General features: G+C 72.4%; 20 protein-coding genes. 4 read left to right on the forward strand and 16 right to left on the reverse strand.

The window, feature by feature from the left end; all coding sequences use genetic code 11:
* Positions 1–40: 40 nt before the first annotated feature.
* From ACIBCU_RS04345 to ACIBCU_RS04370, 6 genes are all read right to left on the reverse strand, one after another.
* Positions 41–394, reverse strand: coding sequence for a cytidine deaminase (locus tag ACIBCU_RS04345; RefSeq protein ID WP_399229130.1), 354 nt, complete (start codon positions 392–394; stop codon positions 41–43).
* 187 nt (positions 395–581) lie between these two features.
* Positions 582–935 carry an MmcQ/YjbR family DNA-binding protein gene (locus tag ACIBCU_RS04350; RefSeq protein ID WP_393761872.1) on the reverse strand — a complete coding sequence of 118 codons (354 nt, stop codon included), beginning with the start codon at positions 933–935 and terminating at the stop codon, positions 582–584.
* Complete coding sequence (locus ACIBCU_RS04355; RefSeq protein WP_362933004.1) at positions 932–2,215, reverse strand: hemolysin family protein; 1,284 nt, start codon at positions 2,213–2,215, stop codon at positions 932–934. Before ACIBCU_RS04355 ends, ACIBCU_RS04350 begins: the two co-directional genes overlap by 4 nt.
* A complete protein-coding gene (gene ybeY / locus ACIBCU_RS04360) occupies positions 2,212–2,709 on the reverse strand; it encodes an rRNA maturation RNase YbeY (protein ID WP_277334053.1) in 498 nt (165 codons plus the stop codon). The genes ACIBCU_RS04355 and ybeY overlap by 4 nt, the downstream gene beginning before the upstream one ends.
* A gap of 12 nt (positions 2,710–2,721) precedes the next feature.
* Positions 2,722–3,744: a PhoH family protein gene (locus ACIBCU_RS04365; RefSeq protein WP_362933001.1), complete on the reverse strand. Its 1,023-nt coding sequence runs from the start codon at positions 3,742–3,744 to the stop codon at positions 2,722–2,724.
* Between the two features lie 127 nt (positions 3,745–3,871).
* Positions 3,872–4,975 (reverse strand): PfkB family carbohydrate kinase, encoded by a 1,104-nt coding sequence (locus ACIBCU_RS04370; RefSeq protein WP_362932998.1) that lies wholly within the window; start codon positions 4,973–4,975, stop codon positions 3,872–3,874.
* Between the two features lie 405 nt (positions 4,976–5,380).
* Between ACIBCU_RS04370 and ACIBCU_RS04375 the strand changes: the two genes are divergently transcribed.
* Positions 5,381–6,739: an MFS transporter gene (locus ACIBCU_RS04375; RefSeq protein ID WP_399229134.1), complete on the forward strand. Its 1,359-nt coding sequence runs from the start codon at positions 5,381–5,383 to the stop codon at positions 6,737–6,739.
* On the opposite strand, the gene ACIBCU_RS04380 is transcribed toward ACIBCU_RS04375, so the two are convergent.
* From ACIBCU_RS04380 to hrcA, 8 genes are all read right to left on the reverse strand, one after another.
* Entirely contained in the window at positions 6,703–7,695 is a 993-nt protein-coding gene (locus ACIBCU_RS04380) for an adenosine deaminase (protein ID WP_362932992.1), read from the reverse strand. The two genes, ACIBCU_RS04375 and ACIBCU_RS04380, sit on opposite strands and share 37 nt — an antisense overlap.
* 10 nt (positions 7,696–7,705) lie before the next feature.
* Positions 7,706–8,614 carry a ribonuclease Z gene (locus tag ACIBCU_RS04385; protein ID WP_399229136.1) on the reverse strand — a complete coding sequence of 303 codons (909 nt, stop codon included), beginning with the start codon at positions 8,612–8,614 and terminating at the stop codon, positions 7,706–7,708.
* 14 nt (positions 8,615–8,628) lie between these two features.
* On the reverse strand, positions 8,629–8,988 hold the full coding sequence (locus tag ACIBCU_RS04390) for a histidine triad nucleotide-binding protein (protein WP_362932986.1): 360 nt from the start codon (positions 8,986–8,988) through the stop codon (positions 8,629–8,631).
* Positions 8,989–9,120: 132 nt separating this feature from the next.
* Positions 9,121–12,360 carry a S41 family peptidase gene (locus ACIBCU_RS04395; RefSeq protein ID WP_399229139.1) on the reverse strand — a complete coding sequence of 1,080 codons (3,240 nt, stop codon included), beginning with the start codon at positions 12,358–12,360 and terminating at the stop codon, positions 9,121–9,123.
* Between the two features lie 222 nt (positions 12,361–12,582).
* On the reverse strand, positions 12,583–13,329 hold the full coding sequence (locus ACIBCU_RS04400; RefSeq protein ID WP_362932980.1) for a 16S rRNA (uracil(1498)-N(3))-methyltransferase: 747 nt from the start codon (positions 13,327–13,329) through the stop codon (positions 12,583–12,585).
* Positions 13,326–14,399, reverse strand: a complete 1,074-nt coding sequence (locus ACIBCU_RS04405; protein WP_399229142.1) for a nitronate monooxygenase — start codon at positions 14,397–14,399, stop codon at positions 13,326–13,328. Before ACIBCU_RS04405 ends, ACIBCU_RS04400 begins: the two co-directional genes overlap by 4 nt.
* Before the next feature lie 121 nt (positions 14,400–14,520).
* Complete coding sequence (gene dnaJ, locus ACIBCU_RS04410; RefSeq protein WP_362932974.1) at positions 14,521–15,660, reverse strand: molecular chaperone DnaJ; 1,140 nt, start codon at positions 15,658–15,660, stop codon at positions 14,521–14,523.
* Positions 15,661–16,677, reverse strand: coding sequence for a heat-inducible transcriptional repressor HrcA (gene hrcA / locus ACIBCU_RS04415; protein WP_351277006.1), 1,017 nt, complete (start codon positions 16,675–16,677; stop codon positions 15,661–15,663).
* A gap of 165 nt (positions 16,678–16,842) precedes the next feature.
* Here hrcA and ACIBCU_RS04420 point away from each other — a divergent pair, with 165 nt between their 5' ends.
* The 3 genes from ACIBCU_RS04420 to ACIBCU_RS04430 all read left to right on the forward strand — a co-directional run bounded on the left by ACIBCU_RS04420 (position 16,843) and on the right by ACIBCU_RS04430 (position 21,414).
* On the forward strand, positions 16,843–17,565 hold the full coding sequence (locus ACIBCU_RS04420) for an MBL fold metallo-hydrolase (protein ID WP_362932971.1): 723 nt from the start codon (positions 16,843–16,845) through the stop codon (positions 17,563–17,565).
* Between the two features lie 25 nt (positions 17,566–17,590).
* Positions 17,591–18,409: a DUF3097 domain-containing protein gene (locus tag ACIBCU_RS04425; protein ID WP_399229145.1), complete on the forward strand. Its 819-nt coding sequence runs from the start codon at positions 17,591–17,593 to the stop codon at positions 18,407–18,409.
* A gap of 119 nt (positions 18,410–18,528) precedes the next feature.
* Positions 18,529–21,414, forward strand: coding sequence for an ABC transporter substrate-binding protein (locus tag ACIBCU_RS04430; protein ID WP_399229147.1), 2,886 nt, complete (start codon positions 18,529–18,531; stop codon positions 21,412–21,414).
* Positions 21,415–21,456: 42 nt separating this feature from the next.
* Here ACIBCU_RS04430 and hemW read toward each other — a convergent pair whose 3' ends face one another.
* Both hemW and ACIBCU_RS04440 read right to left on the reverse strand, forming a co-directional pair.
* On the reverse strand, positions 21,457–22,689 hold the full coding sequence (gene hemW / locus ACIBCU_RS04435; protein ID WP_104791661.1) for a radical SAM family heme chaperone HemW: 1,233 nt from the start codon (positions 22,687–22,689) through the stop codon (positions 21,457–21,459).
* 11 nt (positions 22,690–22,700) lie between these two features.
* A complete protein-coding gene (locus ACIBCU_RS04440; RefSeq protein ID WP_399229149.1) occupies positions 22,701–24,659 on the reverse strand; it encodes a SpoIIE family protein phosphatase in 1,959 nt (652 codons plus the stop codon).
* Positions 24,660–24,882: the final 223 nt, after the last annotated feature.

Below are 24,882 nucleotides of genomic sequence, written 5' to 3' on the forward strand. Positions count from 1 at the left end.
GCGGCGGCGGCGTTGCACAGCAGGGCGCCGCCGGCCCGAATCAGCCCGCGGCGGTCGTGGACCGGAGCGTCCCGTCGGGCCCCGCGAGCAGCACGGGAGTGTCGGGCCCGCCCAGGTCACGGACGGCGGCCCGGTCGGCGTCCGAGGAGGTCGGGGCCTCGGAGACGACGGCAGCCGCCTCCAGGGACGTGGCGCCGCTGGCCACCGCCATCGCGACGGCGGTCTGCAGCGCGCTGAGCTTCAGCGAGTCCAGGGTCACGGTGCCGGCGGCGTACGTACGTCCCGTCTCGTCCCGTACGGCGGCGCCCTCCGGCACCCCGTTGCGGGCGCGGACGCTGCGCGCCAGAGTGACGATCTTGCGGTCCTCGGCGCCGAGGTCGGTGCTATCGGTCATGTGCTGAGCATACGAAGGGGGCGTGCGCCCGCCGGTCGACGGGGTCCCTTCATCCCGGGACGGGGTTATGAGCTGCTGGCGTTTTGGTGTGCAGGAGTGAGTCATCGCGGCGGTCATTCCGGTCGCGACAGGGCTGGCGGTGGCTGCCGGTCTGCGGCGGGCCTGACGGCGCACGCCCCGCGAGCCCCTACGGCCGGTCCAGGCGCAGCCGTTCCGCCTTGGGGAGCCCGGCCACCACCAGGTCGTAACTGTCCTCCACGAGCTCCCGGACCATCCTGTCCGGGAGCTCGGAGACCGTCACCGTGTTCCAGTGCCGCTTGTTCAGGTGCCAGCCGGGGACGATCGCGGCGTGCTCCTTGCGGAGCCGCAGCGCCTCGTCCGGGTCACACTTGAGGCTGACCTGCAGAGGCCGCCCGTCGAGCGCGCTCAGGGCGAACATCTTTCCCAGGACCTTGAAGACCGAGGCCTCGGGCCCGAAGGGAAACTCCTCCGCGCTCGCGTTGAACTCCAGGCAGAACGTGCGCAGCTCCTGGGGAGTCATGGCGATTCCGTTCCCTCCGGCTCCACCAGCACCGTGACGATCTTGTTCCTGCGGCCCGCCGGGGACTCCGCGGTGAGGCGGAGTTTGCGCCCGTCGGGGAGGTCGACGATCGAGGAGGCTCCGGAGATCGGGACCCGCCCGAGCGCCTTGGCCAGCAGTCCGCCGACGGTCTCCACGTCCTCGTCGTCGTACGCGTCGAGGCCGAACAGCTCCCCGAGGTCGCCGATGTCGAGCCGGGCGGTCACCCGGAAGCAGCCGTTCTCCAGCTCCTGGACCGGCGGGAGTTCGCGGTCGTACTCGTCGGTGATCTCGCCGACGATCTCCTCGAGGATGTCCTCGATGGTGACGATGCCGGCCGTGCCGCCGTACTCGTCGATGACGACGGCGACGTGGCTGCGGTCCTGCTGCATCTCGCGCAGCAGGTCACCGGCGTTCTTCGTGTCGGGGACGAACGCGGCGGGGCGCATCGCCGTGGAGACGAGGTCCGCCTCCGCTTCCCGGTTGATGTGCGTCTTGCGGACCAGGTCCTTGAGGTAGACGATCCCGACGATGTCGTCCTCGTTCTCCCCGGTGACCGGGATCCGCGAGAAGCCGGAGCGCAGCGCGAGGGTCAGTGCCTGACGGACCGTCTTGTACCGCTCGATGCAGACCAGGTCCGTACGGGGCACCATGACCTCGCGCACGAGCGTGTCGCCGAGCTCGAAGACCGAGTGCACCATGCGGCGCTCGTCGTCCTCGATGAGCGACTCCTGCTCGGCGAGGTCGACCATGGCGCGCAGTTCGGCCTCACTGGCGAAGGGGCCCTTGCGGAACCCCTTGCCAGGGGTCAGCGCGTTGCCCAGGAGGATCAGCAGCTGCGGGATCGGGCCCATGATCCTGGCCAGCGGCAGCAGGGCGTACGCCGCGGCCGTGGCCGTGTTCAGCGGGTGCTGGCGGCCGATGGTGCGCGGCGAGACCCCGATGGCGACGTAGCTGACGAGGACCATGACGCCCATGGCGACGGCGAGCGCCTCCCAGGTCTCCGGGAACTCCTTGAGGCAGGCGTACGTGACGAGCACCCCGGCCGACATCTCGCAGGCGACCCGCACGAGCAGGGCCACGTTGAGATAGCGGGTGGGGTCGGCGGCGACCTGCTCCAGCTTGGCGCTGCCGCGCCGCCCGGCCCGGACGGCCTCAGCCGCACGGAAGCTGGACGTGCGCGCGATGCCGGCCTCGGCGCAGGCCGCGAGCCAGCCGACGACGATCAGCAGGACCGCGCCGGAGATGAGGGGGACGCTCACGAGACCGTGGGGGCGGGGGACGGGCCGGTCAGGCCGCGCTCGCCGCGCCAGCCGTCGACGATCGCCGCCTGGAGGCCGAACATCTCGGCCTTCTCGTCCGGCTCCTCGTGGTCGTACCCGAGGAGGTGCAGCACCCCGTGGACGGTGAGGAGCTGGAGCTCCTCGTCCATCGAGTGCTGCGTCTCGGCGTCCTCGCCCTGCTTCTTCGCGACCTCCGGGCAGAGCACGATGTCACCGAGGAGCCCCTGCGGGGGCTCCTCGTCGTCCTTGGCCGGGGGCCGGAGCTCGTCCATCGGGAAGGACATGACGTCCGTCGGGCCGGGGAGGTCCATCCACTGGATGTGGAGCTGCTCCATGGCGGCGGTGTCCACCACGATCACCGAGAGTTCGGACAGCGGGTGGATCCGCATCCGGGCGAGGGCGTAGCGGGCGATGTCGAGGATCGCCTGCTCGTCGACCTCGGTTCCGGACTCGTTGTTGACGTCGATCGACATGGTGCGCTGCGACTACTTCCCGTTGCGGCCGGTGCGGCCCTCTGCGTTGTCGTACTTCTCGTACGCGTCGACGATACGGCCGACGAGCTTGTGCCGGACCACATCCTGCGAGGTGAGCCGGGAGAAGTGCACGTCCTGGACGCCCTCAAGGATCTCTTGGACCTGACGCAGACCGCTCTTGGTGCCGGTCGGCAGGTCCACCTGGGTGACGTCACCGGTGACGACGATCTTCGAGTCGAAGCCGAGGCGGGTGAGGAACATCTTCATCTGCTCGGCGCTGGTGTTCTGCGCCTCGTCGAGGATGATGAACGCGTCGTTCAGGGTCCGGCCACGCATGTAGGCGAGCGGCGCGACCTCGATCGTGCCCGCGGCCATGAGCCGGGGGATCGAGTCGGGGTCGAGCATGTCGTGCAGGGCGTCGTAGAGCGGGCGCAGATACGGGTCGATCTTGTCGAAGAGCGTGCCGGGCAGGAAGCCGAGCCGCTCCCCCGCCTCGACGGCGGGCCTGGTGAGGATGATCCGGCTGACCTGCTTGGACTGCAGCGCCTGGACCGCCTTGGCCATGGCGAGATAGGTCTTGCCGGTGCCCGCGGGGCCGATGCCGAAGACGATGGTGTGCTTGTCGATCGCGTCGACGTAACGCTTCTGGTTGAGCGTCTTGGGGCGGATCGTGCGGCCACGGCTGGAGAGGATGTTCTGGGTGAGCACCTCGGCGGGGGTCTCGGCCCCTTCCGCGTTGCCGTTCCCGCTCGCCCTGAGCATGGCGATCGAGCGTTCCACAGCGTCCTCCGTCATCGGCAGCCCGGTGCGGAGCACCAGCACCATCTCGTCGAACAGGCGCTGGATGAGGGCGACGTCCGCCGCGCTTCCAGTCGCGCTTATCTCATTGCCCCGGACATGGATGTCGACGGCCGGGAACGCCGTTTCGATGACGCGCAACAGCGAGTCGCCCGACCCCAGGAGCATCACCATGGGGTGTGCGGCCGGAATGCTGATCTGGGCGCGCGCCTGCGGCTGTGTCGGTGACTGAGTCATGGGCCGGCCCTCGGGCCTGCGCATACCTCCCGTTGCAGGGCAGTCGCTGCTCGACCGCCTCTGGAGTACCAGCGTACGACTCCCCACCGACAACGCCGAGAGGTTTTACCCGGTGATCATCAGGCCTTCACTGGCGGAAGCCGATGGTCGGGACGGCGCGGCGCAGGGGCCAGGCCCTGCTGGAGGCGGGCAGCAGCTGGTCCAGGAAGGCGTAGCGCTCCAGTGCCGCCGGGTCCTGGTCGGCGCAGGTGCGTACCTGCTGCCACCAGCCGGCGATCTCCGCCCATCCGGGTGCTGACAGCGATCCACCGAACTCCTGTACGGACAGCGCGGCCGTCAGTCCCGCGAAGGCGAGGCGGTCGGCGAGCGGCCAGCCGGCCAGCGTCCCGGTGACGAATCCGGCCACGAAGACGTCGCCCGCGCCGGTGGGGTCCAGGGCCTCCACCGCGATGGCGGGCACCTCGGCGGCCGTACCGGTCTCCCGGTCCACCGCGTAGGCGCCCTCCGCGCCCAGGGTGACCACAGCCAGCGGGACCCGCTCGGCCAGGGCGTGGGCGGCGGCGCGCGGGCAGTCCGTACGGGTGTAGCGCATGGCCTCCTCGGCGTTCGGGAGGAAGGCCAGGCAGTGCCCGAGGTCGGGCAGGGCGTCCAGGTCCCAGCGTCCGGTCTCGTCCCAGCCGACGTCGGCGAAGACCATCGCGCCGTTCCGGGCGGCCCCGGCCACCCAGGGCTCGCTGCGGCCGGGGGTCAGTGAGGCGACGGCGGCGCGGGCGCGGGGCGGGCAGTGCGGGAACGTACGGCCGGGGGGCACGGCGGCGGCGGGGGCCGGCGCCTCGTGACCGTGCGAGACCATCGTGCGCTCGCCCTCGTACGCCATGGAGACGGTGACGGGCGAGTGCCAGCCGGGGACCGTGCGCGACATGGCCAGGTCGATGCCCTCGCCCTGTTCGAGGGCGTCCCAGCAGTACTCGCCGTAGTGGTCGTCGCCGAACGCGGCCGCCAGCGAGGTGTGGAGGCCGAGCCGGGCGAGGGCGGTGGCCATGTTGGCGACGCCCCCGGGGCTGGAGCCCATCCCCCGGGCCCAGGACTCCGTCCCGCGTACCGGTGCGCTGTCCAGCCCGGTGAAGATGATGTCGAGGAAGACCGTGCCGGTCAGGAAGACGTCACAGGCCGGATCCTGCGGGGCGCGCAGCCCGAGCAGCGGGTCGATGCCTGGATCAGCTGTACTCACCGTGCGCTCCCCGGCCTCGGCAGATCTGAACAGTGCGGGATGCGGCCAGTGTGCCGGATCCGCCGCCACATCCGGAGGGTCCGCGCCGTACCGCGCAAACTCACTCTCACCTGCATAAACATGCGCGGCTACCCGCTTCATTCATGCATAAACCTGCACGTGACCCAGATCACATCGAGCCGGCTTTCCGTCGGCAGGGGGCGCTTGATACAAATTGCCCCGCGAGCACCGTTCGGGACAGTTGACGAGAGTGCCGCTTCTCCCGCATTTCCTCGCTTCACCCTCCCCTGCCCTGCCTCGCTCCACCCTCCCCTGCTCCACCTCTGCCTTGCCCTCCCCTGCCTTGCCCCGCTCCACCCTCCCCTGCCTTCTTCCGCCTCCTCTGGCATGTCTTCAGGAACGCCCATGTCCTCGCGCCCTCGCGCCGCGTGGCCCCTGGTCGCCGTGTTCACCGCCGGTTACCTCGCCGCCTATCTGCTCCCCACCATCGTCGGCCGCCTCAGCACCTATCTGGGCCTGAGCTCCGCCCAGGCCGGCCTCGTCGGCAGTGCCCTCCTGCTCAGCTCGGCATCGGCCGGCTTCGCGCTGGCGGGACGCGTCGAGAGATTCGGGTCGTGCAGACCGGCGCGCGCGGGGCTGCTGCTGGCGATGCTCGGCTACGGCTGCGCGGCGCTGACCACCTCGATGCCCCTGGTGATCGCGGGTGTCGTGATCGGCGGCTTCGGATCGGGTACGGCGACCGCGGTCGCGGCGTCCGGCATCGCGGCGCAGAACGATCCGCACCGGACCTCGTCGCTCGGGCTGCTCAGCGTCTCCGCGACGGCGGGGGCCCTCTACCTGACGATCCCTCACCTGGGCGGCGGCCACCGGCTTCCGTTCGCCTCCATCGCGCTGGTCGCGCTGCTCGTCTGGCCCGCGACCTCCCGGCTGAGCGGTCCCACCCAGGCCGGCGGGACGTCGCCGGCGCAGGGACGGCTGCCGCACCGGCGGTCGGGGCTGGTCCTGGCGGGCGGGATGCTCGTCTGGTCCATGGCGCAGAACGCCCTGTGGGGCGTGAGCAGCCGCATCGGCGCCGTCCAGGTCGGCCTCTCCGAGGTGACCATCGGCGCGGTGTTCGCCGCCGCGCTGGGAGCGGGACTGCTCGGCGTGATGGGCGCGGGCGTCCTGGGAGCCCGGCTCGGGAGGGCGGTGCCGATCGGCCTCGGGACGATGATCATCGCGGCGAGCATCGTGCTCAGCTCCTCGGCCGAGGACCTGGGGTCGTTCGCGACCGGTGAGATCGCGTGGAACACCTTCTACCCGGTGGTCCTGTCGTATCTGATCGGGCTGGCCGCGTCGCTGGACGTGCGCGGCCGCTGGGCGGTCCTCGCGGGTTCGGCGGCCTCCGTCGGCACGGCCTGCGGCCCCCTGCTCGGCAGCGTGCTCTCCGAGCAGGCGGGCTACGCGGTGATGGGCCTGATCCTGGGGGCCGCCACGCTCCTGGTCGCGGCCCCCGTCACGGCCGTGGCGCTGCACACCGGCGGCCGGCCGCTGGTGCCCGGTTCCGTCCGGCGCAGGGGCGGTGCCCCGGCCGCGCTGCTGGCCGCCACGACCAACAGCCTGTCCGGCGCTGTGCCCAAGCTGGGCGCGCCGGAGCAGGCGGTCGCGGAGATCAGCGTGCCCGCGCTGCGGCGCAGGCGGCTGGTGCGGAGCGCGTTCCGGACGGCGGGGCCGTCCGGCGGTGCGGGTCAGTCGAACGCGTACGCCTCGACCTCGGAGAGGTAGCGCGCCCTGCGCTCCTCGTCGTGGTCGAGGAAGGCCGCCTCGAAGGAGTTACGGGCCAGGGTGCGCAGCTGTTCGCGGTCCAGGCCGAGCGCCTCGTGCACGGCGTGGAAGGTGTCTCCGACGTATCCGCCGAAGTAGGCGGGGTCGTCGGAGTTCACCGTGCAGAGCAGGCCGGCGTCCATCATGGACCGCAGCGGGTGCTCCTCCAGGACGTCGATGGCGCGCAGCCGTACGTTGGAGAGCGGGCAGAGGGTCAGCGGGATCCGCTCGGACACCAGCCGGTCCACCAGCTCCGGGTCCTCCATGCAGCGCAGGCCGTGGTCGATCCGTTCGACGCCGAGGACGTCGAGGGCCTCCCGGATGTACTCCGGCGGGCCCTCCTCGCCGGCGTGGGCGACCTTGCGCAGGCCGAGGGCCGTGGCGGCCGCGTACACCTCGCGGAACTTCGCGGGCGGGTGGCCGACCTCCGCCGAGTCCAGGCCGACGGCGCTGATGCGGTGCAGGTACGGCTTCGACGCCTCCAGCGTCTCCAGCGCCGACTCCGCGGACTTGTCACGCAGGAAGCACATGATCAGCTGGGTGGAGATGCCGTGCGTCTCCTCGCTGCGGTCCAGCGCCCTGCCGAGCCCCTCGATCACGGTGCCGATCGGGACGCCCCGGTCGGTGTGGGCCTGCGGGTCGAAGAAGATCTCCGCGTGCCGGACGCCCTGCGCGGCGGCGCGGGTGAGGTAGGCGTCGGCGAGCTCGGCGAAGTCGTCCTCGGTGCGCAGGACCGCCATGAGGGCGTAGTAGAGGTCGAGGAAGCTCTGCAGGTCGTCGAAGAGGTAGGCGGTGCGCAGCTCTTCGGTGTCCGCGTAGGGCAGGTCCACGCCGTTGCGTGCGGCGAGCGCGAAGGCCAGCTCGGGTTCGAGGGTGCCTTCGATGTGGAGGTGGAGTTCGGCCTTGGGGAGGTGCACGGGGTTCTCGTTACGTGTGGCGGGTGGGTACCGGGACCCTGATCAGGTCCTGGGCGATGGTCAGTTCACCTTCGAAGCCGGCTGCCCTGGCCTGGCTCTCGAAGACGTCGGGGTCGGTGTAGCGCTGGGAGAAGTGCGTCAGCACGAGGTGCCGTACGCCCGACTCCTTCGCCACCCGGGCCGCCTGGCCGGCGGTGAGGTGACCGTGGTCGGCGGCGAGCCGGCTGTCCTCGTCGAGGAACGTCGACTCGATGACCAGCATGTCGCATCCGTCGGCGAGGGCGAACGCGCCGTCGCAGAGCCGGGTGTCCATGACGAACGCGAACCGCTGGCCGCGGCGGGGTTCGGAGACCTCCTCCAGCGGGATGCCGCGCAGCACCCCGTCCCGCTGGATCCGTCCGACGTCGGGCCCGCCGATGCCGTGCTCGGCCAGCTTCGCGGGCAGCATGCGCAGCCGGTCGGGCTCGGTGAGGCGGTAGCCGTAGGACTCGACCGGGTGCGAGAGCCGGTGGCTGTCGAGGGTGTACGCGTCGGTGGTGGCGAGGACGCCGTCGGCGGCGACCGGAACCTCGGTCAGCTCGACGGACTCGCGGTAGGCGGTCGCGTACCGCAGCCGGTCGAAGAAGCGCTGTCCGCTCGCCGGGAAGTGGGCGGTGACGGGGTGCGGCACCTGGTCGAGGTTGATCCGCTGGATCACGCCCGCCAGACCCAGCGAGTGGTCGCCGTGGAAGTGCGTGACGCAGATCCGGTCGATGTCATGAGCGGCGACGCCCGCCCGCAGCATCTGGCGCTGGGTCCCCTCGCCCGGGTCGAAGAGGATGCCCTCACCGTCCCAGCGCAGCAGATAGCCGTTGTGGTTGCGGTGACGGGTCGGCACCTGGCTGGCGGTGCCGAGGATCACGAGCTCTCGTACGGACACGGGTGGCGATCCGCCTATCCGGGGGGCCACTGCATCCCGCGGCCGCCCAGCAGATGGGCGTGCGCGTGGAAGACGGTCTGACCGGCGCCCGCACCGGTGTTGAGCACGATGCGGTAACCGCTCTCGGTGAGCTTCTCGTCGGCGGCGACCATGCCCGCCTCGCGCAGCACGTCGGCGGCGGCCTGCGGGTCGGCGGCGGCGAGGGCGGCGGCGTCGGGGTAGTGCGCCTTGGGGATGACCAGGACGTGGGTCGGGGCCTGGGGGTTTATGTCGCGGAAGGCGACGGTCGTCCCGCTCTCGCGCACGATGGTCGCCGGGATGTCCCCTGTAACGATCTTGCAGAACAGGCAGTCGGTCTGCGGCTCTCCCGCCATGAGTGCTCCTGGGTCGTGGTGATCGGTCACGGAGCAGCCTAGCGGGGGCATGCGACGGGAGACGGCCGACTCGGACCCCTCCGGCGATCACGGGCGGGGGTGAGGGTCGCCCCGCACCCCCGCACCGCCGCCCTACTCCGTCGCTTCCGCCGACGGCAGTTGCGGGGCCGTCTTCGCCGGGGTCCGGGCCAGCGACTCCAGCGCGATCCGGATCGCCTCGTCCAACTGCGGGTCCCTCCCTGCCGCGTGGTCCTGCGGAGCCGTCACGACCTCGACGTCCGGGTCGACCCCGTGGTTCTCGACGCCCCAGCCGTACCCCTCCAGCCAGAAGGCGTACTTCGGCTGGGTGACCAGCGTGCCGTCGACCAGCCTGTAGCGGCTGTCGATGCCCACGACCCCGCCCCAGGTGCGCGTGCCGACCACCGGGCCGATGCCGAGCGCCTTGATGGCCGCGTTCACGATGTCGCCGTCCGAGCCGGAGAACTCGTTGGCCACGGCCACGACCGGTCCGCGCGGCGCGTCGCCCGGGTAGCTGGAGGGCCGCATGCCCCGCGGCAGGTCCCAGCCGACGATACGGCGGGCCAGCTTCTCGACCACCAGCTGCGAGGTGTGGCCGCCACGGTTCTCCCGTACATCCACCACCAGTCCCTCGCGGGCGACCTCGGTGCGCAGGTCTCGGTGGATCTGGGCCCACCCCGAGCCGACCATGTCAGGGACGTGCAGGTAGCCGAGGCGGCCGCCCGAACGTTCGTGCACGTACGCGCGCCGGTCGGCGACCCACGCGTGGTAGCGCAGCGCCTCCTCGTCGGCGACGGGGACGACGACGACATGACGGGGCGCACCGCCGTCGACCGGGGAGACGGTCAGCTCGACGGGCTTGCCGGCCGCGCCGGTGAGCAGCGGGGCGGGGCCGGTGAGGGTGTCGACGGGGTGGCCGTCGACCGCCAGGATCACGTCCCCGGTGCGCACGGCGACGCCCGGTGCGGCGAGCGGGGCCCAGGCCGCGGGATCGGAGGTCTCCGAGGGAAGGATCCGGTCGATACGCCAGCTCCCGTCGTCGGCCCGGGAGAGGTCGGCGCCGAGCAGTCCCTGCCGGGCGGAGCCGTCGTGCCGGCCTCCGGGCGGGGTCACATAGGCGTGGGAGGTGCCGAGTTCGCCCTGCACCTCCCAGAGCAGATCGACGAGGTCGTCGTGAGTGGCGACCCGCTCCAGCACCGGCCGGTAGCGGTCCAGGACGCCGTTCCAGTCGATGCCACCCATGTCGGGACGCCAGAAGTTCTCCCGCATGATGCGGCCGGCCTCGTCGTACATCTGGCGCCATTCGGCGGCCGGGTCGATGGTGCGGCGTACGCGGGAGAGGTCGACGGTGACGTGGTTGTCGCTTTCGTCGGAGTCCCCGGACATCCGGCTGTCGGAGGGAACCACCCGCAGCTCGCCGTGGCTGTGCAGGACCAGCCTCTTGCCGTCACCACTGACCGCGAACCGGCTGATGTCGGAGGCGATCTCCTCGTGGCGCAGCTTCTCCAGGTCGTACCGCTCCAGGACGGGTCCGGGGCTGCGGTCGCCAGGCGTGGCCACGCTGGTGCCGAGCACTCCGTACACCGGGTGGCGCAGCCACAGCAGCCCGTCCTTGGCGGCCCGGAGCGAGGAGTAGCGGGCGGCCTCGACGGGCAGCGGAACGATCCGGTCGGCGAGTCCGTCGAGGTCGATGCGGGTGACGGGGAGCGCGGTGGGGTTGTCCTCGGCGTCGCCGCCCTTCTCCTTCTCGGTCGGGCGGCCGTGGAGCTGCGGCCCGAACGGGGAGGGTGTGGTGGCGGCGAGCGTCAGCAGGTGCGGCCGGCAGGAGCCCACGAACGCCATGTCGAAGACGTGCGCGTCGTAGACCGGGTCGAAGGCCCGCTCGGAGAGGAAGGCCAGATGCTTCCCGTCAGCGGTGAAGGCGGGGGCGTAGTCCCGGAACCGCAGCGGAGTGGCCTCGGTGACCGAGAGGTCCGCGAGGTGGGCCAGTTTGAGCTGGCTGAGCGGCTCGGGCCCGGGATGCGACCAGGCGAGCCAGGAGGAGTCGGGCGAGAAGACGAGGCCGGACGCGTCACCGTTCTCGCTCCGGTCCACCTCGTGCACCTCGCCGCTCTCCCGTTCGACGATCAGCACCCTCCCGTCGTGGGCGGCGACGGCGAAGCGGCTGCCGTCGGGGGCGGGGGCCAGGTCCAGGACCCGGCCGATCCGGCCTGCCGCGAGGCGGCGCGGCACAGCGCCGGGTGCGGTGCCGGTGGCAGGGGCGCACTCCAGCGCGTCGTCGCCCTCGGCGTCGGTGACCCAGACGACGTGCTGGCCGCCGTCGGCCTGGAAGGTGTGCGGCAGCCTGGCCCGTACGCCGGGTTCGGCGGCCAGCGCACGGGCCGGTCCCTCGCGGTGGGTGACCCAGTGGACGGCGCCGCGGGACCCGATGGCGCTGCCGCGGCCGGTGCGGTCCGGGGACGCGCTGGAGAGGTGGCTGCCGACGTGCACGGAGTACGGCTGGAGGTCGGTGCGCTGGCCGCCGAGCCGGATGTCGAGGCGTCGGGCGCCGCCGCTCTCCAGGCTGTCCAGGAGCCAGAGTTCGCCGGCGCAGGCGTAGGCGATCCGGGTGCCGTCGGTGGTTGCGTGCCGGGCGTAGAAGCCGTCGATGCCGGTGTGGCGGCGCAGGTCCGTGGAGTCGGGCAGGGAGGAGTAGAGCGCGCCGACGCCCTCGTGGTCGCTGAGGAAGGCGACGCGCTCACCGACCCACATGGGACATTCGAGGTTGCCGTCGAGGTCCGCGTGGATGCGGGTGAACTCCTCGGGGGCGCCGTCCGCGCGCCGGTCCGCTGCGGCGATCCAGAGCTTGCCGACAGTCCCGCCGCGGTAGCGCTTCCAGGTGGCGGCCTCGCGTCCCATCGTGGCGGAAAGCAGCAGGATCCGCCCGCCTGGGCCGTACGCGAGGGAGCCGACGGGTCCGTACGGCAGGGTCCGGGCGGGGCTGCCGTCGACCGGGACGGCCCTGGCCCAGCTGCGCCGCAGCGACACTTGGCCCTGGGTGCTGATGACGAGCACGTCGCCGTCGGGGGTCCAGCCGCGCACGGACGTGCGCGCGTCGCCCCAGTGGGTCAGTCGCCGGGAGGGGCCGCCGTCGGCAGGCGCGATATGCACTTCGGGTGCCCCGTCCCGGGTGGACGTCCAGGCGACGAGGCTGCCGTCGGGAGATATCCGTGGCTGGGTGACAGGGCGGTTGTCGGCGCTCACACGCCAGGCTCGGCCGCCGTCGAGCGGTGCCAGCCAGACATCGTCCTCTGCGGTGAAGGCGATCAAGTCGCCCTGGACATGGGGATACCGGAGGTAGGAAGGCTGCGTCACATGGATCACCCTAGGCCGCGGCACCGCTCCGGGTGGCGGAGTTGGCCGGAGTCCGCCGTAGGGTCGGTGTCCCGCGCACTCACATTCCGCAGACGGTTCGGGTGACCACGGCGGTCACCGTCGCAGGGGCGGGGGCCTCGGCCACCGTCCCCGGGGCCGTCGCCGCGCGGTGCAGGTGCGGGTGCGGGCACGGAAGCGACGGGCCCGCCCGGGGGGCTTCGGCTATGACCACCGGCCTGTGCGTCCCATCAGGAGGGCCGCCGCGGCCGTCCCCGCGGTCGAGGTCCGCAGCACACTGGGGCCGAGCCGGTACGGGGGCGCTCCCGCCTCCGCGAAGGCGGCCAGCTCCTGGGGTGACACCCCGCCCTCCGGGCCCACGACCAGCACGATCGTGCCGTCGGCGGGGAGTTCGGCGGTGGCGAGCGGCTCGCTGCCGCTGTCCCGGTCCTCGTGCAGGACGCCCGCGAAGTCCGCCCCGGCCAGCAGGGCGGCGACCTGCTTGGTGGTCATGGCCTCCGCCACCTCGGGGAAACGCACCCTGCGCGACTGCTTTCCCGCCTCGCGCGCGGTGCTGCGCCACTTGGCGAGGGACTTGAGGCCCCGGTCGCCCTTCCACTGCGTGATGCAGCGCGCGGCCTGCCAGGGCACGATCACGTCGACGCCGGTCTCGGTCATCGTCTCCACGGCCAGCTCACCGCGGTCGCCCTTGGGCAGCGCCTGGACGACGGTGATGCGGGGCGCGGGCGCGTCCTCCTCGCGGACGCTTCCGAGGCCGGTGACCACGAGCCGGTCCTTGCCCTCGGCCGCTCGTACGACGCCTTCCGCCCAGCGGCCCCGCCCGTCGGTCAGGACGACGTCCTCCCCCGGGTCCATCCGCTTCACGGACACGGCGTGCCGTCCCTCCGGGCCGTCCAGGACGAACTCCGGCCCGGCGGGCAGCTGTTCGACGACGAAGACAGGTGCCGTCACCGGGCACTCCTCACACTCACTGCCGCACGCGCGGCTTCCGTTTCGGCGGCGAGCAGGCCCACGAGCTCCCCGGCGGGCAGCTCGCGTGCCATCCGGTGCCCCTGGCCCGCCCACAGGGCCATGCCCTGGGCGTCCCCGGTCTTCGCCGCGGCTTTGCGCAGCCCGCTGGTCATCTGGTGCACCTGCGGGTAGGCGGAGGGGGCGTACGGCCCGTGCTCCCGCACGAACCGGTTGACCAGTCCACGCGCGGGGCGGCCGGAGAAGGCCCGGGTCAGGGCCGTCGTCACGAACAGCGGGTTGGTCAGGGCCTGCTTGTGCAGCGGGTGCGCTCCGGACTCCGGGCACGGCAGGAACGCCGTACCGAGCTGGGCGGCATCGGCCCCGGCCGCCAGGACGGCCGTGATCTGGGAGCCGCGCATCAGCCCGCCGGCCGCGACGACCGGCAGCTGCACGACCTCGCGGACCTCGGCGATCAGAGCGAGGAGCCCGGTGCCGGCGAGGCCGCCCCGCGGGTCGTCACGGTGCGTGGACTGGTGGCCGCCCGCCTCGGTGCCCTGCACGCAGACCGCGCCGGCGCCCGCCCACTGGGCGTTCCGCGCCTCTTGGGCCGAGGTGACCGTGACGACGGTGAACGTGCCGGCGGCGGCGAAGGCGTCGAGGACCTCCCGGGTGGGGCAGCCGAAGGTGAAGGAGACCACGGGGACCGGAGCCTCCAGCAGGATCGCGACCTTGGCCTCGTAGCCGTCGTCGCCGCTGGAGTCCGGGTCGCCGAGCGGGGTCTCGTACCAGGAGGCCTCACCGGCGAGCTGGTCGCGGTAGACCTCGACGGCGCTGGGGTCGGCGACCAGCGGCTGCGGCATGAAGAGGTTGACTCCGAAGGCCGCGCCGGTCATCCGCCGGAGCTGCTCGACCTCGTTGTACATCCCGTCCGCCGTCTTGTAGCCGGCGGCGAGAAAACCGAGCCCTCCGGCCTCGGAGACGGCGGCGGCCAGCTCCGGACGGGAGACGCCTCCCGCCATCGGGGCCTGCACGATCGGGTACCGGCAGAGATCGGTCAGCGCCAAGGACATGCCCGCATCGTGCCACGTCCTGCGGATCGTGCCGAATCAGCCCCTTTCACACGGCGGACGCCCGCCGCACGCACCGCACCGCCCGCCGGTACGGGACCGGCGGGCGGTGCGGTGACAGGGTTCAGCGGCCGTTGAAGGCGTCCTTCAGGCGGGAGAAGAGCCCCTGCTGCCCGGGCTGGAACTGACCGGTGGGCCGCTCCTCGCCGCGCAGCTTGGCCAGCTCCCGCAGGAGGCGCTCCTGCTCGGGGTCCATCTTCGTCGGGGTCATGACCTCGACGTGCACGATCAGGTCGCCGCGCCCGCCGCCACGCAGGTGCGTGATGCCGCGCCCGTGCAGCGGGACCGACTGGCCGGACTGGGTGCCCGGCCTGATGTCGATCTCCTCCAGCCCGTCGAGCGTCTCCAGCGGCACCTGGGTGCCGAGCGCCGCGGCGGTCATCGGGATGGTGACCGTGCAGTGCAGGTCGTCGCCGCGCCGCTGGAACACGGCGTGCGAGACCTCGTGGATCTCGACGTACAGGTCGCCGGCGGGGCCGCCGCCGGGGCCGACCTCGCCCTCGCCCGCGAGCTGGATCCGGGTGCCGTTGTCGACACCGGCGGGGATCTTCACGGTGAGGGTGCGCCGCGAGCGGATGCGGCCGTCACCGGCGCACTCGGGGCACGGGGTCGGCACGACCGTGCCGAAGCCCTGGCACTGCGGGCAGGGCCGCGAGGTCATGACCTGGCCGAGGAAGGACCTCGTGACCTGGGAGACCTCGCCGCGGCCGCGGCACATGTCACAGGTCTGCGCGGAGGTGCCGGGTGCGGCGCCCTCGCCACTGCAGGTCGTGCAGACGACCGCCGTGTCGACCTGGATGTCCTTGGTCGTGCCGAAGGCCGCCTCGTTGAGGTCGATCTCCAGCCGGATCATGGCGTCCTGGCCCCGCCGGGTCCGCGAACGGGGCCCGCGCTGCCCGGCGTTGCCGAAGAACGCGTCCATGATGTCGCTGAAGTTGCCGAAGCCTCCGGCTCCGAACCCTCCCGCGCCACCGCCGCCGCCCGACTGGGACAGCGGGTCGCCGCCGAGGTCGTAGACCTGCTTCTTCTGCGGGTCCGACAGCACCTCGTAAGCGGCGTTGATCTCCTTGAACCGCTCCTGGGTCTTCGGATCCGGGTTGACATCCGGGTGCAGCTCGCGTGCGAGCCGACGGAATGCCTTCTTGATCTCGTCCTGAGATGCGTCGCGGCGCACGCCTAGTACGGCGTAGTAGTCCGTGGCCACTTACGAATCCGCCAGGATCTGTCCGACGTAACGTGCCACTGCGCGTACCGCTCCCATCGTTCCGGGGTAGTCCATGCGGGTCGGTCCGACCACGCCGAGTTTGGCGACTGCCTCGTCGCCCGAACCGTAGCCGACCGCGACGACGGACGTGGAGTTGAGGCCCTCGTGGGCGTTCTCGTGCCCGATCCGTACGGTCATGCCTGAGTCCGTTGCCTCACCGAGCAGCTTCAGCAGCACGACCTGCTCCTCCAATGCCTCCAGCACCGGCCGGATCATCACAGGGAAGTCGTGCCCGAAGCGGGTGAGATTGGAGGTGCCGCCGATGATCAGCCGCTCCTCCGTCTCTTCGACCAGAGTCTCGAGGAGGACGGAGAGCACCGTCGACACGGTTCCCCGGTCCTCGTTCTCGAAGGACTCCGGCAGGTCCTGCACCAGCCGGGGGACGTCCGCGAAGCGTCGTCCGACGACCCGGCTGTTGAGCCGGGCCCGCAGATCGGCCAGTGACGTGTCACCGAACGGTGCAGGGCAGTCGATCATACGCTGTTCGACCCGGCCCGTGTCCGTGATGAGGACGAGCATCAGCCGGGCCGGGGCCAGCGACAGCAGCTCCACGTGCCGGACCGTCGACCGGGTCAGCGAGGGGTACTGCACGACGGCGACCTGCCTGGTCAGCTGCGCGAGCAGCCGGACCGTGCGGCCCACGACGTCGTCGAGGTCGACCGCGCCGTCGAGGAAATTCTGAATGGCCCGGCGCTCCGGCGACGACAGCGGCTTGACGCCCGCGAGTTTGTCGACGAAGAGACGATAGCCCTTGTCCGTCGGAATGCGCCCCGCACTCGTGTGCGGCTGGGCGATGAAGCCCTCGTCCTCCAGCACCGCCATGTCGTTGCGGACAGTCGCCGGGGAGACCCCGAGGCTGTGCCGCTCCGTGAGCGCCTTGGAGCCGACGGGCTCCTCGGTGCCGACATAGTCCTGAACGATGGCGCGCAGCACTTCGAGTCTGCGTTCGCTGAGCACCGCGCACACCTCCAGCTGTGGTTCTTCGGCGTCTGCCTGGCACTCTGTGCGTTCGAGTGCCAGCAATCCCCCCGGTCAGTGTACGGGGGCGGGGTGGGCCAGGGGCAAGGGCGACCGGCCACGCCGTCGTGGGATCGCGCAGGTCGTTGCCGATAGCGTCGCCGTATGGACGTCTCTTGGGAAGAGTTCGGCTGGGAGCGGTTGGGCAACGGTACGGGGCGGCGGCGCCTCCCCGTCTGGGACGCGACCGCCGCGCTGGTGGCAGGGCCGGACGGTGCGCTGCTCTACGACACCGGCGCGACGCTCCGCGAGGGGGTCGAGCTGCGCACCCAGGCCGAGGGCCTGCTGGGCCGCAGGGTGACACATATCGCACTCAGCCATCCGCACTTCGACCATGTGCTGGGCACCGCCGCCTTCTCCGGGGCGGAGGTCTACGGGGCGGTCGGCACGGCGGAGCTGCTGGGGCGGGGCGCCGAGGAGCTGCGCGCCGACGCGCTGCGGCACGGGATGGGCGAGGCGGACGCCACGGCGGCCACGGACGCCCTGGTGGCCCCGCGGCACCAGGTGAGCGGCGAGTGGACGCTCGATCTCGGCGGCGGCTTCCAGGTGCTGCTGGCCAATGTGGGGCCCGGTCACAGCGGCCACGACCTCGCGGTGCTGGTGCCGGGCTCCCCCGTCGTGGTGCTCTGCGGCGATCTGGTCGAGGAGTCCGGCGAACCGCAGGCGGGCCGGGACGCGGCCCCCTCCCACTGGCCGGCCGCGCTGGACCGGCTGCTGGAGCTGGGCGGCGAGGACGCGCTGTACGTGCCGGGGCACGGGGCGGTGGTGGACGCGGCGTTCGTCCGGGCGCAGCGCGAGCAACTGGCGGTCCGGTTCGGCGTGTCGTGAACGCGGCCCCGATTATCGTGCTGCCATGCGCAGCTACCAGCCGGATCTGACTCCGCCGTGGAAGAAGTCCGCCCCCGCCCCCGAGGTCCCCGCCGAGCCCGATCTGGTGGTCGAGGAGGCCGTCACCGGCTTCTGCGGGGCGGTGATCCGGTGCGAGAAGACGGCCCAGGGGCCGACGGTCACGCTGGAGGACCGCTTCGGCAAGCACCGGGTCTTCCCGATGGAGCCGCGCGGCTTCCTGCTGGAGGGGAGGGCGGTCACCCTCGTACGCCCGTCGGCCGCCGGCCCTGCCCGGCCCTCCCGTACGGCCTCCGGCTCGGTGGCCGTACCCGGGGCGCGGGCACGGGTGGCCCGGGCGGGCCGGATCTATGTGGAGGGGCGGCACGACGCCGAGCTCGTCGAGCGGGTCTGGGGCGACGACCTGCGCATCGAGGGCGTGGTCGTGGAGTACCTGGAGGGCGTCGACGACCTCCCGGCGATCGTGCGGGAGTTCGCGCCCGGACCCGACGCCCGGCTCGGAGTCCTGGTCGACCATCTGGTGCCCGGTTCCAAGGAGTCCCGGATCGCCGCTCAGGTCACCGACGCGAACGTGCTGGTGGTGGGGCACCCGTACATCGACGTCTGGGAGGCGGTGAAACCGTCGTCCGTGGGAATCCCCGGGTGGCCGGCCGTCCCGCGTGGCCAGGACTGGAAGACGGGCGTGTGCCGTGCGCTGGGCTGGCCGGAGAACACGGGCGCGGCCTGGCAGCACATTCTTTCCAAGGTCGGCTCGTACAAGGACCTGGAACCGCAACTTCTGGGCCTCGTCGAGGAATTGATCGACTTCGTCACCCTTCCTTCCTGATGTCCCGGGACGGTTGAAGAGGATCCGGTACCGATCCCCGTGAACACCTGCGCCGCGCACGCACCATCCGTTATTGAGAGATGACGGCAGGGCCGGGCACAGGGAAGGCACGGGGTCGGATGACGCGCGAAGTGTGGCGGGACAGTGCGGAGAACGAGGCGGCCTCCGCTGTCTTCCACCTCATGCAGCAGTTGATCGACCAGTACCGCGTCAACCGGCCGGTGATGCCTCTGGTGGTGGCGCAGGCGGAGGACGCCTCGGCCGGGCCGGAGATCGACAGCAGGGTCGAGCAGATCGTCCACCAGGTCCACCGGGCGAACCAGCTGCGGCGGGTCCCGGTGAAGCTGCTCGAAGGCGGCGGCGCCACGCCCTACGAGGCGGCGCTCTCCATGGTCCGCACCCTCACCGAGCGGCCCTGGGAGACCCGGGGCACCTCGCAGTACAAGCCCTTCGTCTTTCCCCGCTCCCGGCTGCTCGCCGCCATCGAGCAGGCCACCGCGACGGTCGTCGCCCAGCCGGACTGGCGCTCCGCCCGTGAGCGCGACGAGCGGATCCTGGAGCAGCTGGGCAGCCTGCGCTGGCGGGCGAGCCGCTCGGGGCGCAACACCTGGTGGGACTCGCTGCGGGCCTCCGTCCGCCCGGAGACCTTTCTGGGGGCCGTGTTCATCGCCGTACTCAGCGTGCTGCTGGGTGAGATCGGCTGGGTGCTGACCACGCTGGTCGCCGCCGCTGCCCTGCTCGGCCTGGCGGTCGTGCGGCTGATGACGAGGGCGGCGCCGCCGCTGCTGTGGCTGCGCCCGGCCAGCCGGTGGCTCGCGACCACGTCGTCGCTCGCCGCGTCGAGCACCACGTATCCGTCGGACGGCTGGTCGCGCTTCTCCCCCAGCGGTTCGTGGCGGGTGATCCGGGCGCGGGCCGCCGCCGTCGCGGAGCGGGCGGCGGACGCGGGGGCGGGCGACGAGCACGCGCGCCAGTTCCACCTGGAGTTGCGGGTCCAGGCGCTGCTGGAGGACCTGCTGGACAGCTACCGGGCGCACGCCCTGGACTGGCGGCGCGGCAAGCGCACCGTCCCGCCGGTGGTGTTCCTGCCCACGGCCACCCAGGACAACGGCGGCATCCTGCTGATCAACGCCATCAACAACGTGCGCTCGCGGCGCAGCGAGGTGGATCCGCTGCTGCTCCTGGCCTCCCTGCCGGCCGACCGGATCATGCGGCACACCCCGCCGCTGCCGCCGGAGCCGCCGGCGAACACCGGTGCCAGTACGGGGGCCCGCGCACGGTACGAGACCTGGGTCGAGGACCTGAGCGTCGGCCAGGCCCCGGCGGCGGCCGTGACGCTGGCCTGGGTGCTGCGGCTGCCCCTGCCCATCGAGCAGCTGACCCACGAGCACGCGCACGTCCAGCTCGTCACCCACCGGGTCCGCCGGACCTGGGCCTGGTGGGTGATGTCGGGGAGGACCGTCACCCTCGTCCTGGTCTGCGCGCTGCTGGGGACCTTCCTGTGGAGCGAGCACTGGAAGGAGACGTACTGCTACGGCCCGCTCGTCGGCCGCAGCACGGACGCGGTCCGGCTGGAGGGCCTCGGAGGGGTCAAGGAGTGCGTCGGGGTGGCGACGGTCCCCGAGGTGCGCTTCGCCGGGGGCAACGGCCTCCAGCTGAACGGGGTGGGCAAGGGCGTCACCTTCGAACGGATCGAGCAGGCGATACGGGAGCAGAACGCCTCCATCGGGCCGGGCGAACCGCGTGTCACCGTCGTCTACGCGGGCCCGCTCACCGGCACCGACAGGAATCGGGAGGACACCCGCAAGGGTCTGGAGGAGCTGACCGGCGTCTATCTCCACCAGCGGTTCGTCAACGACACGGCGAATCGTTCCGTCAAGCTCCGGGTCCTGACGGCCAACGGCGGCCAGGACATGCTGCGGCAGACGACAGCGGTCAGGAAGATCATCGAGGTCGCCGAGCGGGACCCGTCCGTCGTCGGCGTGGTGGGCCTCGGCCGCAACACCACGGACAGCGCGGCGGCCACCGGGCTCCTCCAGCGGGCCGGGCTGCCCGTGGTGGACACCACGAACTCCGGCAGCGACCTGGCCCGCCTGTACCCGAACTACTTCGGCCTCGCCGCGACCGACGAGGAGCAGGCGGACGCGGTCGGGCTGATCGCCGGCCGGCTGGCGGACCGGCTGGACGATCCGCAGGCCGTCGTCCTGTCCAGGAAGGTGGGCAACGAGGACAAGGACCGCTACACCACCGAGCAGCGCAGGGTCGGTCTGAAGATGCTGAAGGAGTCCGGCTTCACCGTGGCCGCCGACACCCAGTACTCCTTGTCCAAGGACGGCGGCTCCGCGAACCTCGACGCGCCCCTGCACGCGATCTGCGGGGCGGAACGCGTGCCCGACGCCCTGTACTTCGCCGGCCGGGTCGAGGACGTCAACACGCTGATGTCCGGCATCGGACAGACCGCCGGCTGCTCGGACAAGAAGATCACGGTCTTCACCGGCGACGACCTGGCCAAGGCGCGTTTCGACGACTCGACGAAGCTCGCGGACAAGGTCACGCTCTACTACGGCGCGCTCGCGCCCATGAGCCAGGGCGGCGGCCGGGCGTTCTACGAGGACTCACGCAAGGCCCTGGAATCGCTGCTCCCCGAAGGACAGCGGCTCCCGGCGCTGCCGAAGGCGCGCCCGTACGACGACAGGATGTTCGCCAGCGGGCAGACCGTCATCTCCTACCAGGCCACGGCCGCCCTCTACGCGGCCGCGACCCGCAGCGACAACCCGCAGAGCGCGGCGGAGACCTGGGCGACGCTCTACTCGGTGGCCCTGCACGACATGCCGACCGGGACCATCACCTTCCGGGGGACGATCCCGTACGCCGACCAGAAGGTGCACGGCCTGAACATCGTCGAGGTCACCCGCCTGGGGCCGGACGCGCAGAGCCGCGTCGTGTGCGGCCGGGCCGCGGGCGACCGGACGCCGCTCACCCGCGCCGACTGTCCGGTGGGGTAGGCCCGGCGCGTCGGGCGCCTCGTGCGGGCCGGGCGTGTGTGCTCAGTCGACCAGGTCCCGGACCACGGCGTCGGCCAGCAGCCGCCCCCGCAGCGTGAGGACCGCGCGGCCCTCGCCGTACGGTCCGGGCTCCAGCAGGCCGTCCTTCACCGCGCGGCCCGCAGCGGCGAGACCCGCGGGGGCGAGCAGCGACAGCGGGCAGCCCTCGACGAGCCGCAGCTCCAGCAGGATGCGCTCCACCCGGCGGTCCTCGTCACCGAGCACCTCACGGCCGGCCCCGGGCGAGCGGCCCTCGGCCAGTGCCTGCGCGTAGGCCCCGGGGTGCTTGACGTTCCACCACCGCACCCCGCCGACGTGGCTGTGGGCTCCGGGTCCGGCGCCCCACCAGTCGGCCCCGCGCCAGTACAGCTCGTTGTGCAGGCAGCGGCCCTCGGGCGTACGGGACCAGTTCGACACCTCGTACCAGGAGAAGCCCGCGGCCGCCATCGCCTCGTCGGCGATCAGATAGCGGTCGGCGTGGACGTCGTCGTCCGTCATCGGGACCTCGCCCCGGCGGATACGCCGGGCGAGCTGGGTCCCCTCCTCGACGATCAGCGCGTACGCCGACACGTGGTCGGGTCCGGCGCCGATCGCCGCGTCGAGGGAGGCCCGCCAGTCGTCGTCGGACTCGCCGGGGGTCCCGTAGATCAGGTCGAGGTTGACGTGCTCGAAACCGGCCTCACGGGCCTCGGCGACACAGGCCTCGGGCCGGCCGGGCGTGTGGGTGCGGTCCAGGACCTTCAGGACGTGCTGCCGGGCGCTCTGCATACCGAAGGAGACGCGGTTGAAGCCACCCTCCCGAAGCGCCGCGAGATACGCGGGGTCGACGGATTCCGGATTGGCCTCCGTGGTGATCTCGGCGTCCTCCGCCAGTCCGAACTCCTCACGGATCGCCGCGAGCATCCGGACGAGGTCGGCTGCGGGCAGCAGCGTCGGCGTACCGCCGCCGACGAAGACCGTGCGGACCGGACGGGGGTCGTCGCCGAGCACCTTGCGGGCCTGGCGGACCTCCTCGACGAGGTGGGCCGCGTAGTTGTCCCGGGAGGCCAGGGCGCCGCCGGAGCCGCGCAGCTCGGTCGCGGTGTACGTGTTGAAGTCGCAGTAGCCGCAGCGGGTGGCGCAGTAGGGCACGTGCAGGTAGAAGCCGAGCGGCCGGTCGGCGGCGCCTTCCAGGGCATGGCGGGGCAGCGCCCCGTCGTCGGGCACGGGCTCACCATCGGGCAGTACGGAAGGCATACCGTCCATTGTCACTCGCCGGCGGAGCTGCCCCGCACATCCGCGGATCCGTCGACCTGGAGCACGAGCAGGGCCAGGTCGTCGTCCGGCGGGCGCTCGGCGAAGGTGTGGACGGCCCGCTTGATCCGGTCGGCTATCCCGGCGGCCGGAAGCCCCGCACAGCCGGCGAGGACCCGTGCGAGGCCGTCGCCGTCGTCGAACATCAGCCGTCCCGAGCGCCGCTCCGTGACCCCGTCGGTGACGCAGAGGAGGCTGTCGCCGGGCATCAGCACGAAGCTCTGGCTCTCGTACGCCACGTCCTCGACGACGCCGAGCAGCACCTGGGGCTCGGCGGCCGGGCGTACGGAGCCGTCGGGGCGCAGCAGCAGCGGGAGCGGATGACCGGCGCTCGCCACGGTACAGCGCACCCCGCCGTCCGGGAGTGGCACGAGATCGCCGTACAGCAGCGAGAGGAAACGGGACTGGGAGCCGTCCTGGATCTGCTCGCCGCCCTGGATCTGCTGGCCGCCCGCCGCCGCGACCATGAGGGCGGCGGCCTCGGCCGCCTCCATGGCGTCGTCCAGGAGGAGCCGGTTGAGCCGGTCGAGGACCTCGCCGACGCGGAAGCCCTCCCGGGACAGCAGGCGCAGCCAGGGGCGGGCGAGACCGGTGACCACGGCGGCTTCGGGGCCGCTGCCCTGGACGTCCCCGAGCACGAAGCACCAGCGGCCGCCGGGGCACGGGAAGAGGTCGTAGAAGTCGCCGCCGACCACGCCGTCGTCCCCGGGCTCGTACACCAGCGCGCTGGTGACCCCGGGTATCTCGGCGACCTTGCTCGGCAGCAGGCCGCGCTGCAGGATGCGGCTGATGGTGGCCTGGCGCGTGTAAGCGCGGGCGGCGCCGACGGCGAGGCCGACCCGGCGCACGAAGTCCGCGAGGAGGGCGGCGGCCTCGTCGGGGATGTGGTCGGTGCCCTCGCGGCCCACCAGGACGGCGCCGAGCGTGCGCCCGCCCGAGATGATGCGGTGGGCGAGCGCGGCGCCCCCTGTGCCGTCCCCGCGCTCCGCCGTGACGCCTCCCGGCCACGGGATGGGCACGGGGCCCGTACCGACGCTGCCGGGCAGGCGCAGCGGTTCCTTCTCCAGTGCGGGGCGCAGCAGCGCGGTCCGAGCCTCGTCGCGGTGCCACACCCCCGCGAGCCTGGGGACGGCCGCCGGGCCTCCGCCTTCGCTCTCCAGCCATATCGCGCACCAGTCGGCAATCCGGGGCACCAGAAGCCGGCCCGCTGTCGACGCCACCAGGTCCTCGTCGAGCTGGCCCGCGAGGAGGCCGGATGCCTCGGCGAGGAAGGAGAGCCCGCCGCGCCCGGCCCAGCCCTCGTCGTCGCGCGCCGCGTGCCCGGCGGCGGGAGCGAGGATCCGGCCGGTGCGGGGGCCACGCCCGCGGGTGGCGTCGTCGTCGGCCGGGGCGTCGGGCAGTCCGTAGCGGTCGTCGCCCGGGAGGCGGGCCCAGACGGTCTTGAGGCCGGTGCGGTAGGTGATGCCCCAGGACTCGGCGAGGGTGGCGACGAGCTGCAGCCCCCGGCCGTACTCGGCGGGGTCGGGGCGCTCGGCACGGTCGTCCCGCACCGACCTGGCGGGATGGTGGTCGGTGACCTCGAGCACCAGCGCGGCCGGCTCGTGCCCGGCGGAGTCCTCCAGCCTGAGGAGCAGCTCGACCGTCGTACCGGCGTGCACGACCGCGTTGGTGACCAGCTCGCTCGCCACGGTCAGCGCGTCGTCGGTGAGCCGCTCGCCGAACTCGGCGGCCAAGGGCAGGCCGAGCCCGGTCCACTCGGCGAGCGCCGCCCGGACGAATCTGCGGGCCGCGGCCGAGGCCTGCGGGATTCCGGGCAGGCTCGTGCGCGCGACCGGACGCGGATCACCGCCCTGACCGGCGATGACGGTGCCGGGACGCTGAACGATGTCCCGCTGCAAGGGAATGGGCCCCACGGTGCGGCTCCTGACAGTCTCGCGAAACGCCGCTGACGTATCCCGACAGGGTGACAGACCGGGCGTGCCCATAAGCGCCGAGTGACGGAAGTGGCCCGGGCCGAAAAGGAACGGGCCGGGGCCGGGGGGGGGGCCCCCCCCCCCCCCCCCCCCCCCCCCCCCCCCCCACCGCCCCCCCCCCCCCCCCGGGCCCCCCGCCCCCCCCCCCCCGCCCGTCGGGGTA

Source organism: Streptomyces sp. NPDC051064 (genome assembly GCF_044455985.1).
GTDB lineage: Bacteria > Actinomycetota > Actinomycetes > Streptomycetales > Streptomycetaceae > Streptomyces.

Bases quoted from the DNA above. Each gene is read 5' to 3' on its own strand.
- ACIBCU_RS04365 (WP_362933001.1), bottom strand. From the start codon at position 3,744: ATGACTCAGTCACCGACACAGCCGCAGGCGCGCGCCCAGATCAGCATT.
- ACIBCU_RS04350 (WP_393761872.1), bottom strand. From the start codon at position 935: ATGACTCCCCAGGAGCTGCGCACGTTCTGCCTGGAGTTCAACGCGAGC.
- ACIBCU_RS04390 (WP_362932986.1), bottom strand. From the start codon at position 8,988: ATGGCGGGAGAGCCGCAGACCGACTGCCTGTTCTGCAAGATCGTTACA.
- hemW (WP_104791661.1), bottom strand. From the start codon at position 22,689: ATGCCTTCCGTACTGCCCGATGGTGAGCCCGTGCCCGACGACGGGGCG.
- ACIBCU_RS04420 (WP_362932971.1), top strand. From the start codon at position 16,843: ATGGACGTCTCTTGGGAAGAGTTCGGCTGGGAGCGGTTGGGCAACGGT.
- ybeY (WP_277334053.1), bottom strand. From the start codon at position 2,709: ATGTCGATCGACGTCAACAACGAGTCCGGAACCGAGGTCGACGAGCAG.
- ACIBCU_RS04375 (WP_399229134.1), top strand. From the start codon at position 5,381: ATGTCCTCGCGCCCTCGCGCCGCGTGGCCCCTGGTCGCCGTGTTCACC.
- ACIBCU_RS04345 (WP_399229130.1), bottom strand. From the start codon at position 394: ATGACCGATAGCACCGACCTCGGCGCCGAGGACCGCAAGATCGTCACT.
- ACIBCU_RS04405 (WP_399229142.1), bottom strand. From the start codon at position 14,399: ATGTCCTTGGCGCTGACCGATCTCTGCCGGTACCCGATCGTGCAGGCC.
- ACIBCU_RS04430 (WP_399229147.1), top strand. From the start codon at position 18,529: ATGACGCGCGAAGTGTGGCGGGACAGTGCGGAGAACGAGGCGGCCTCC.
- ACIBCU_RS04425 (WP_399229145.1), top strand. From the start codon at position 17,591: ATGCGCAGCTACCAGCCGGATCTGACTCCGCCGTGGAAGAAGTCCGCC.